The organism is Pseudoalteromonas sp. NJ631 (assembly GCF_000276645.1).
Taxonomy (GTDB): domain Bacteria; phylum Pseudomonadota; class Gammaproteobacteria; order Enterobacterales; family Alteromonadaceae; genus Pseudoalteromonas; species Pseudoalteromonas piscicida.
This window is the reverse complement of sequence record NZ_AKXJ01000003.1, coordinates 439,695-450,021: the sequence shown is the minus strand read 5'-3', so window position 1 is coordinate 450,021 and position 10,327 is coordinate 439,695. Positions and strand designations below refer to the sequence as shown.

Annotated in this window: 7 protein-coding genes; 2 read left to right on the top strand and 5 right to left on the bottom strand. The window is 45.5% G+C overall.

The window, feature by feature from the left end:
- Positions 1–414: 414 nt before the first annotated feature.
- On the bottom strand, positions 415–1,785 hold the full coding sequence (gene hemN, locus A587_RS0108795; RefSeq protein ID WP_026000932.1) for an oxygen-independent coproporphyrinogen III oxidase: 1,371 nt from the start codon (positions 1,783–1,785) through the stop codon (positions 415–417).
- A 109-nt stretch (positions 1,786–1,894) separates the two neighbouring features.
- The gene (locus A587_RS0108790) at positions 1,895–3,925 is read right to left on the bottom strand and encodes a methyl-accepting chemotaxis protein (RefSeq protein WP_017217276.1); all 2,031 of its coding nucleotides are present in this window, start codon (positions 3,923–3,925) and stop codon (positions 1,895–1,897) included.
- A gap of 127 nt (positions 3,926–4,052) precedes the next feature.
- Here A587_RS0108790 and A587_RS0108785 point away from each other — a divergent pair, with 127 nt between their 5' ends.
- Positions 4,053–4,850: an NADP-binding protein gene (locus A587_RS0108785; RefSeq protein WP_017217275.1), complete on the top strand. Its 798-nt coding sequence runs from the start codon at positions 4,053–4,055 to the stop codon at positions 4,848–4,850.
- Here the strand turns inward: A587_RS0108785 and hutH are convergent.
- The 3 genes from hutH to hutC all read right to left on the bottom strand — a co-directional run bounded on the left by hutH (position 4,842) and on the right by hutC (position 8,975).
- Entirely contained in the window at positions 4,842–6,374 is a 1,533-nt protein-coding gene (gene hutH / locus A587_RS0108780) for a histidine ammonia-lyase (RefSeq protein WP_017217274.1), read from the bottom strand. The two genes, A587_RS0108785 and hutH, sit on opposite strands and share 9 nt — an antisense overlap.
- Before the next feature lie 2 nt (positions 6,375–6,376).
- Positions 6,377–8,056 (bottom strand): urocanate hydratase, encoded by a 1,680-nt coding sequence (gene hutU, locus A587_RS0108775; RefSeq protein WP_017217273.1) that lies wholly within the window; start codon positions 8,054–8,056, stop codon positions 6,377–6,379.
- Between the two features lie 157 nt (positions 8,057–8,213).
- Positions 8,214–8,975 (bottom strand): histidine utilization repressor, encoded by a 762-nt coding sequence (gene hutC, locus A587_RS0108770; protein ID WP_017217272.1) that lies wholly within the window; start codon positions 8,973–8,975, stop codon positions 8,214–8,216.
- 111 nt (positions 8,976–9,086) lie between these two features.
- Here hutC and hutI point away from each other — a divergent pair, with 111 nt between their 5' ends.
- Positions 9,087–10,310 (top strand): imidazolonepropionase, encoded by a 1,224-nt coding sequence (gene hutI / locus A587_RS0108765; protein WP_017217271.1) that lies wholly within the window; start codon positions 9,087–9,089, stop codon positions 10,308–10,310.
- Positions 10,311–10,327 lie beyond the last annotated feature (17 nt).

The window sequence follows — 10,327 nt, the reverse complement described above, 5'->3', positions numbered from 1 at the left end:
AACAGCCGAAGGGTCGGCCCCGGTCAATGATAGTGTGGATTACCCATGTGAAAGTAGAACATCCTACTTCGTAGCGAGCCAGGGCCAAATAAGAGAAACCCGTTGCAGCAATGCGACGGGTTTTTTTCTGTTTGGGGTATAGAAATTTGAGATATAAAAAATCTCGCAAGCTAATCAACACATCGCGAGGTAAACTTGCTCCTACTACCATATACACTGCATCGTAGGAGGTGGTTCACCCGCCGATGGGTTGCAATGAAAATTTCGGTAAAAAACCATGTATTTCAAAGCCAGTTTCAGCAATGTGATGGTTTTTTGCTATTTGAGAAACATAAAATCTCGCGAGACGCACTTCACTCCCACCATAAACACAGTAACGTGGGAGATCGTGGTAACTTAGAGAGAGTAAGGTGGTTAAATAACGCGAGAGAAGCGGGTGTTTTTGATTTGGTTTTGTAAGTAGGCATCAAAGCACATGCAAATGATACGAATAAATAAATTACCGCTACTGGTAACTTTTATGGTGTGTTCATTCAGCTCTACCAGTCCATCTGCTGCTAGCGGCTCGAGAGCGTTAAGAGCTTGAACGAAATATTCGTCAAAATTTATATCATAACGTTGCTCGAATACCTTTTTATCTAACTCAAAATGACAAATAAGCTGTTTGATCACAGCCGCGCGTATTTCATCATCACCACTTAAAGTTATCCCTTTAGTGATCGCACACCTTTTATCACTTAAAGCCTGATAATAAGGTTTTAACTCTTTTTCATTTTGCAAAATCATGTGACCAATTTGAGAAATGGATGACACACCAAGACCTAACAGGTCACACTCGCCATGAGTGGTGTAGCCTTGAAAATTACGATGTAGATGCCCTTCATTTTGCGCCATAGCCAGTTCATCGTCTTTTTTGGCGAAGTGATCCATACCGATGAATTGATACCCAGCAGAGGTCATCTGTTCCAGTGTTTGCTTAAAGATTTCAAGTTTTTCTCCCGCACTCGGCATGTCGGATTCTTTTAGTTTACGCTGTGCTGCAAATCTATCCGGAAGATGGGCATAGTTAAATACAGAGACTCTATCAGGAGAAAGCGCGATAAGTTGCTCAACCGTTTGCTTGTAGCTCTCTACTGTTTGAAATGGTAGCCCATAGATCATATCCATATTGATAGATTTAAAACCGAGCGTTCTCGCTTCCGTTAAGATAGCTAGAACTTCATCTAGATGCTGTGGGCGATTTACCGCAGCTTGTACTTCATCATTAAAATCTTGTACGCCAAAAGATACACGATTAAATCCGAGATCGTGTAGATGTCGCATCATATTTGGTGCAAGTGATCTTGGATCTATTTCAATACCACGCTGTGCACTTTGAGAGAAATTAAATGCACTATTCAGCATTTCGATTAGACGTGTCATTTGCTCGGTAGTTAAGAAAGTTGGTGTCCCACCGCCTAAATGAAGTTGTTCTACACGATACTCAGAAAATAGCGGCGCTTTTGCTGCGATTTCTTGTTCTAAGTAGTCTAGGTAAACGTCAGCTTTGGATTGATGACGAGTAATGATTTTATTACAGCCACAGTAGTAGCATAGTTGATGACAGAAAGGGATATGAATATACAGCGAGAGTGAGCGAGATTTAGAGCCCGTAATAGCCGCTTGTAACTCTTTTTGGCTGTAGCCAGATTCAAGCGACAAGGCCGTTGGATATGAGGTATATCTAGGACCAGATATATTGTACTTGTTGATAAGGGAATCATTCCAAATAGGTAAATTAATCACGATACGCACTCTCGAGTTTCATTAAGAGTGTCAGTGTACTTTTTACCGCTTGGGTTAGGTTTGCCTCAGATCAAAACACGCCGCGATTGCGACGTGTTTTAGTGTTTGATTAAAGCTTAAATTGGTTGACCGTTGAGTTGAGCGCCTTGGCTAAGTCGTTCAAGTCACGGGCTTCATCTGCCAGTACATTTGCGTGGTTGGCCGTGCTATTAACGAGCTCATTAATTTGGTTAAGGCTATTGTTAATATCTTCTGCAACAACGGTTTGCTGCTCTGTTGATGTCGCAATTTGATGACTCTGGTCTTGTACTGTCGTGACCGATTCTGTGATTTCTTTCAAGGCATCCAGTACGGCTTGTGTTTCCTCTACGGTCCCCTCTGCGCGGTCTTGACCTTGTTGCATCATCACTGAAGCTTGTTGGGCAATTTGCTGTAAACGAGAGATCATATTACGAATGTCATCGGTAGACTCTTGCGTGCGGCTTGCAAGCGATCTGACTTCATCAGCAACCACCGCAAAGCCTCGACCTTGCTCGCCCGCTCTGGCGGCTTCTATGGCGGCATTGAGTGCCAGCAAGTTCGTTTGTTCAGCAATACCGTTAATCACATCGATAACGGCACCTATATTACTGGTTTCTTGTTCAAGCCCGGCAACCACTTTTGCGGCCTCACCAATATGAAGTGCAAGTTCAGTCATGACTTCTTGGGCTTGTGATGAACGTCCTGCACCTTCATTGGTAATACGTTGCACGACATCAGCGGCTTGGTTGGTCTCTTGTGCATTACGTGAGATTTCAGTCACAGTGGCTGCCATTTCGGTCACTGCCGCGCTTACGCTATCCACCTGTTCTTTTTCGCGCTGAATCTCACTGTTAGTATTGTTTGAGACTTCACGCAACTGGGCGGAAGCATTACTTAATTGCTCAGCTTGTGCTGCGGTATCGAGCATCATTGCTCTAAGTTTATCGATGAAGGTATTCATATGCAGCGCGAGTTGACCAACTTCATCTTTACTGGTGATATCGATACGTCTAGTTAGGTCGCCTTCACCCGATGCGATGTCTCGCATGGTTTCGGTAAGCGCTACAATCGGTTTGGTGATCATTTGCGTGGCGAGCAAGATCATTGCCACGATAATGGCTAAGATAATAATCAAGGCTGTGATTGTGCTCATGACGGCGTCATTCACCGGCGCTTCGATCAGCGACACCGGAATGAGTAGGCCAACGTGCCAATCCAATAGGGGGTTGTCTAATTTCACATTGTCATAAACAACATAATACGCTTCCCCTTTGAACGTGACTGTACTATTGCCAACGGGGTTACGCTTGATAGCGGCATTTAGAGCGTCAAAGCCTGATGTATTGGAAAACTGGGATTCAAGGCCATCTAAACCTTCTTTGCCTTTCTCGCCTTCATCTGTGGTAGAGAGTGAATGACCAGTACGCTTGGATAAATGCACAACATTTAAATCACCATCGAGCAAAAAGCCAAAACCTTTATCTTGAAACTTGATACGTTCAACCATATCGTTCAATTTATTGATCTGTAAGTCGACGCCACCCATGGCGACGAGTTTGCCGCCGTTATTGTAGATAGGTTGACGGATCACAGCAGACACCGCACCGGTATTGATATCGGTTGCAATTGGACCAACATACAATTTACCTACATCAAGCGTATCCTGCCACCATGGGCGTTTATAAGCATAGTAAGGTCGACCATCTGAATATGCTGATGTACGATCATTTTCTTTAAAATATTCACCGGTGTTTGCTGAGGCAATAAAGGCTGAGAGAATATTTTCATCACCTTTGGCGATTCTAACTAAGTCTTCATTGACCTCTTGATAGTCTTTATCTTTAGTCAGATCGGCGCCACGGGTATTATAATTTTCAAACCAATGAATGTTGTGAGGCGTAGAAACAAAGGTTTCAACTACTTTGCCGTATTGGCCAAAGAATGCTTCCATCGCCAATTTTTCGGCTTGAATATAGCTTTGCGTTTCTCGTTCAATTCCATCTCGAGAGAGTGTTGCAATATGGCTGACGAAAAAGCTTGATGCAATAATTAATAATACGGAAATGGTGCCGCCAATTAGCAGCAATATTTTCTTTCTAAGGGATAAATTCTCAAGCATGACACTTCTTATTTTTAGCTTATGCAAACGGTAATCAAACCATAGATAACAGGAGAACGCCACCGTTTGCGTTAACTTCTTTTACATAGATAATACAAGGTAACTTCCTAGTTAAGGTAATATTCATATGAAAGTATTAAATCGCAGTCTGGTCGTACTGGGCGCGGGTTGGCTCGGTGAAGCGTTGTGTCGCGAAGCTGAGTTGCAAGGGTGGCAAATAGAAGGCACCAGAACCCAAGCTAACGATATGCATAGCTGGTCAAGGCAGCTGGTCTTAACTGAAAATGGCACCTTAGCGCACTCAATTTCTTTACACAACGCGTATTGGGTGTGTGCGATCCCACCAAGAGCTAGGCATGTTGATAGTAACTATTTAGAAACGCTAGAGCAGGCGCTGTTACTTGCAAAGAATATGTCAGCAGCAGGCTTCTTATTGTGTTCGACCACTGGCGTTTATAGCACCGAAAATGGTGAATATGATGAACAAGGTAAGTTAGCGGATAAAGCCAACCGACGTGTTGATATACTAAGAACTGCTGAAGAGATGGTGCTTAACGCAGGCGGCAAGGTTGTGCGCTTAGCTGGTCTTCAAGGTCCCGGTAGGGAGCCTGGGCGATTTGTAGCAGGAAAGGCCTTGTCTAGCTCAGCGAATGGTAGAGTGAATATGGTTCATCGGGGCGATGTTGTTACCGCAATCAATACCATGATCGCGCAGTGGCAGGATGCTGCAGACATTTATAATGTTTGCTATCCAGCGCACCCCACGAGACAGGCGTTTTATCAATATCACTGTGAAAAGTTAGGGACTGAGATGCCAAGTTTCGCTTCGTCAAAAGAAGAAGCGCGTATTATTAAAGCCGAGCGTATTACCGAACTCGGCTTTGCCTATCATCATCCGATTGTTAATGAATCTGAGTTAGGCTGAAGGTAAGAGTTGTGCTGGTAGCAAGTGCGCCAGTGCAGCTTGACCCAATAATGCATTAGCACTTTCAATATCAGGTGCAAAATACCTATCTTTGTCATAAAAGCTCACGACTGCTCGTAATATTTGCTGAGCTGTAGCCACTTTGTCAGATGGCTTTAGTGGCGCTCTAAAATCTAACCCCTGCGCTGCAGCAAGATATTCAACTGCGAGTACACCTTGGGTGTTGTCAGCCATTTCCTGTAAGCGTCTTGCCGCAAAGGTTGCCATGGAAACATGGTCTTCTTGGTTTGCTGAGGTTGGGAGGCTGTCAACACTGCCAGGATGTGCGAGTGTTTTGTTTTCAGAGGCCAGTGCCGCAGCGGTGACTTGCGCAATCATAAAGCCCGAGTTTACACCGCCATTGTTAACTAAGAAGGGAGGCAGTTTTGATAAGCTCGAATCAATAAGCAGCGCGATACGACGCTCAGCCAATGCACCAATTTCAGCAATGGCTAGCGCTAGGTTATCAGCCGCCATCGCGATAGGCTCAGCATGGAAGTTGCCGCCAGAAATAATATCTCCAGCATCTGCAAATACCAGCGGGTTATCTGTTACTCCATTGGATTCTACAAGGATCACCTCAGCGGCTTGGCGGATCTGAGTTAAACAGGCACCAAGCACCTGTGGTTGACAACGTAAGCAATAAGGATCTTGTACTTTTTCACAATCAACATGAGCATCACTTATTTCTGAGCGAGTTTGTAAGATATCTCTAAACGCCAGTGCGGTGTCGATTTGGCCTTGCTGACCACGGACTTCGTGAATACGAGCATCAAACGGCGAGCGGCTGCCCATAGCTGCTTCAATGCTCATTGAACCAACGACACAGCTTTGCGCATAAAGGTCTTCAGCTCTGAATAGGCCTTGCAGTGCAAAAGCAGTAGATGCTTGTGTACCGTTAAGTAGTGCGAGACCTTCTTTTGCAGCTAAAGTAAGTGGTTCAAGTCCTGCTATTTTTAAGCCATCGATGGCATCAATAAGCTCGCCACGATAGCGAACCTGACCTTCGCCGAGGATCGGTAAACACATATGCGATAGTGGTGCGAGATCGCCTGATGCCCCGACCGAGCCCTTCTTGGGCACACAAGGATAGACTTCGGCATTAACCAAGGCCGCTAAGAATTCAATTACATCTAAGCGGATCCCAGAGAAACCACGAGAGAGTGAGTTGATTTTTAGTACCATCATGAGTCGAACGGTACTATCGTCCATTAACTCGCCAATACCGGCTGCGTGCGACAGTACAATAGAGCGTTGTAGCAACTCTAATTCGTCTTTTGCAATTTTGGTGTTGGCCAGCAAGCCAAAACCAGTATTAATGCCGTAAACGGTGCGCCCTTCTTTGATCACTTGCTGAACTGTGTCTGCACTGTTAGCAATAGCAGCTTTCGCTGATTCGTCTAAGCTGAGATGAACAGGCTGTTGATTGATTTTTCGTAACGTGTTTAAAGTCAATTGGCCTGGGATTAAATTTAGTGAGTACATACTTACTTTCCTTCCAGCATAGGTAAATCTAGTTTTTGTTCTTTTGCACAGTCTTTGGCTATGTCATAGCCGGCATCGGCATGACGCATTACTCCGGTACCTGGGTCATTCCATAATACGCGAGATAAGCGGGCATCAGCTTCGTCTGTGCCATCTGCCACAATAACGACTCCCGAATGTTGGCTGAAGCCCATACCAACGCCACCGCCGTGATGCAGCGAGACCCAAGTTGCACCGCCAGCCGTGTTTAACAAGGCATTGAGTAACGGCCAGTCCGATACTGCATCTGAACCATCCATCATCGATTCCGTTTCACGGTTTGGACTGGCGACAGAGCCAGAATCTAAGTGATCACGACCAATCACAATCGGTGCTTTGAGTTCACCATTTTTGACCATTTCGTTGAATGCTCGTGCTAAACGCGCTCTGTCCTTCAGTCCAACCCAGCAAATACGAGCTGGCAGGCCTTGGAATTGAATGCGCTCGCGCGCCATATCTAACCAATTGTGAAGGTGTGGGTCATCTGGGATAAGCTCTTTAACTTTCGCATCTGTTTTATAAATATCTTCAGGATCGCCAGACAGCGCAACCCAACGGAATGGACCTATGCCTTGGCAAAACAGTGGACGAATATAGGCTGGAACAAAGCCCGGGAAATCAAAGGCGTTATCAACCCCTTCTTCTAAGGCCATTTGGCGAATGTTATTCCCGTAGTCAGTTGTTGCGGCTCCGCGCGATTGCAGCGTTAGCATGGCTTGTACTTGCACCGCCATAGATTGTTTTGCGGCTTTTACAACTGCTTTTGGATCGCTTTCGCGAAGCGCGGCTGCCTGAGCCATAGTCCACGTTTGCGGTAAGTAGCCGTTTAATGGATCGTGCGCAGAAGTTTGATCGGTCACTACGTCAGGCGTGATATTGCGCTCAACCAATTCAGCATACACATCCGCTGCATTGCCCAACAGGCCAACTGATACCGGTTGCCCAGCAGCATTCGCTTCATCAATGATAGCTAACGCATCATCAAGTGTGGTTGCCTTTCGGTCAACATAGCGTGTGTTAAGACGAAAATCGATTCGTGACTCATCACACTCAACAACGAGGGCGCTAAAGCCTGCCATTGTTGCCGCGAGTGGTTGTGCGCCGCCCATCCCGCCAAGGCCACCGGTTAAGATCCACTTGCCTTTTGCCTCACCATTAAAGTGTTGCTTTGCCATTGCTACAAAGGTCTCGTATGTGCCTTGCACTATGCCTTGTGAGCCAATATAGATCCAAGAGCCAGCGGTCATCTGGCCGTACATCATCAGGCCTTTTTTATCGAGTTCGTTGAAGTGATCCCAGTTAGCCCAATGTGGTACTAAATTTGAGTTAGCAATTAAGACGCGAGGAGCATTGCTATGAGTTTTGAATACCCCGACAGGTTTACCTGATTGCACCAGTAAGGTTTCGTCTTCTTCTAAGCGGTCTAACGTTTCGACGATTTTATCGAAGCATGCCCAGTCGCGAGCGGCGCGGCCAATACCGCCATAAACTACTAGTGCATTTGGGTGCTCCGCAACTTCAGGGTCAAGGTTATTCATCAACATTCGCTTTGCGGCTTCAGTAAGCCAGTTCTTTGCGGTAATGTCTGCACCTCGTGGCGCGCGGATCTCGCGGCTAAGGTCTAATCTTGGGTTGTCACTCATTCTGCTCTCTCCTGTTGTATATACAACCTAAGTGAAATGTCTAGTTGTTGCGATTGCTTAGTTTCGCTAGGTTGTTAGTCTATTTGTATTGCATGGCAATCTAGGCCGCCATGTCGTTTTGATTTACCTGTCGCGATGTTTGGCGACACTTTATGTGTTACGACCTTTGCTTAAAGGTGAGATGACCACCTAAGCGATATTTACTGCCTGGCGAAATTAACCTCGCGAAGCTAACAATGCCTTTTGCAGACCAAGTTCGGCGGATCATTTGTAAGCATGGTTCTTCATTATAAAGCCCAAGCCACTGGCAAACCTCTGGTGATGGCATAACAGCTTCAACGGTGTGTCTAGCCTCTGTGAGCGGCGCGACTTGAGATAAATATTCATGAGGGGTAGTCAGTTCAAAGTTTTGGTCTAAATACTCCGGTGCCAACTGTGGATTGACAAAGCGCTCTTCGACTTGCAGTGGTTGTTCATTTTCATTATGTACAATTACGCTTCTGTAGACTGGCGCGTCCGCTTCTACACCCAGTGCAATGGCGATAGGCGCTACTGCAGCAATAAGTTCAAGCGTCAGTACGGTACATGAGTATTTGCCATTGCGTGCATTGACCTCGTCGGCAATATTGCGGATCTCAAGTAACGAAGACTGAGATTTAAAACTGGCAACAAAAGTACCTAGACCTTGGCTACGAGTTAAAATTCCGGCTTCAGTTAGCTCGCTTAGTGCTCGTCTTGCGGTCATTCGGCTAACATTAAATTGGTCAGCTAACTCATTTTCCGATGGCACGCGCTCGTTTTCGAGCCAGCGCGCGGCGCGAATATTATCGATAATATATTGTTTTATCAGCGCAAATTTAGGAAGCTCAGGCACAGTTGTTGTCTCGAGTTCATATTTATGTAAATAAAGATGGCACACTTCTCTTGTATATACAAGTATCCCTGATAGACTCAATGGATAAATCTCGCAGTGAGCGAGTTTCTTTTAATGTGTTGGCATATGGATTTGATTTAGATTAGGACAAGTATGATGTTAGAAGCCGATTTGCTTATTATCGATGTCAATATTGCAACTATGGATCCCAATTTGGATACCCCTTATGGTGCGATAGAAAACGCAGCGATCGCTATTAAAGATGGCAAAATTAATTGGTTAGGCCCTCGTAGTGAATTACCTGAGGTTGACGCCATAGCAACCCCTATTCATAAAGCCAATGGCCAATGGTTGACCCCAGGGTTAATCGACTGCCACACGCATATTTTATTTGCAGGTTCTCGGGCCAACGAATTTGAGCAACGATTACTGGGGGCGTCATATCAACAGATTGCCGCGCAAGGTGGTGGTATCGCAAGTACCGTTAAGGCGACACGATTAGCAGACAGAGAAACGCTGTATGTTAACGGTAAGAACCGCTTGAATAGTTTACTCAAAGAAGGGGTTACCACGGTTGAAAGTAAATCGGGTTACGGCCTAGACGTTGAAAATGAGCTAAAGCTGCTAGAAATTAATCAACTACTTAATGAGCATCACCCGATTGATGTGCATAGCACGTTCTTGGGCGCGCATGCATTACCCCCAGAGTACAAAGACAATAGCCAAGCCTACATTGATTTAGTCTGTGATGAGATGCTGCCACAAGTTGCTTCGCGCCAATTAGCAACGGCTGTTGATGTATTTTGTGAGAACGTCGGATTTACCTATCAGCAAACTGAGCAAGTATTTACTCGAGCACAACAGTTGGGATTACAGGTTAAATGTCATGCTGAGCAGCTATCTAATCAACATGGCAGCGAGCTGGTGGCAAAGTTTAAAGGGCTTTCAGCGGATCATATTGAATATCTTGATGAAGCTGGTGTGGAAGCGATGGCGAGAGGGGATGTGACTGCGGTACTTTTACCCGGCGCTTTTTATTTCTTACGAGAAACGCAATTACCACCAATTGACTTGCTCAGAAAGCACAAAGTAGCGATGGCACTCGCGAGCGACTTCAATCCAGGTACTGCGCCTTTGTGCTCACTGCGATTAATGCTGAATATGGCATGCACATTATTTAGAATGACACCGGAAGAAGCGCTCTGCGGTGTTACGGTTAATGCTGCGAAAGCCTTGGGGTTGAGCGATCGTGGAGTATTGAAAGTTGGAACGCGGGCGGACTTAGCGTTATGGGACATTACCCATCCTGCACAGTTAAGTTATCAATTTGGTGTAGCGGACCTGTCAAATTTGTGGATCTTAGGTAAACTTAATCAGTAATGATCCTTTTATAAGCA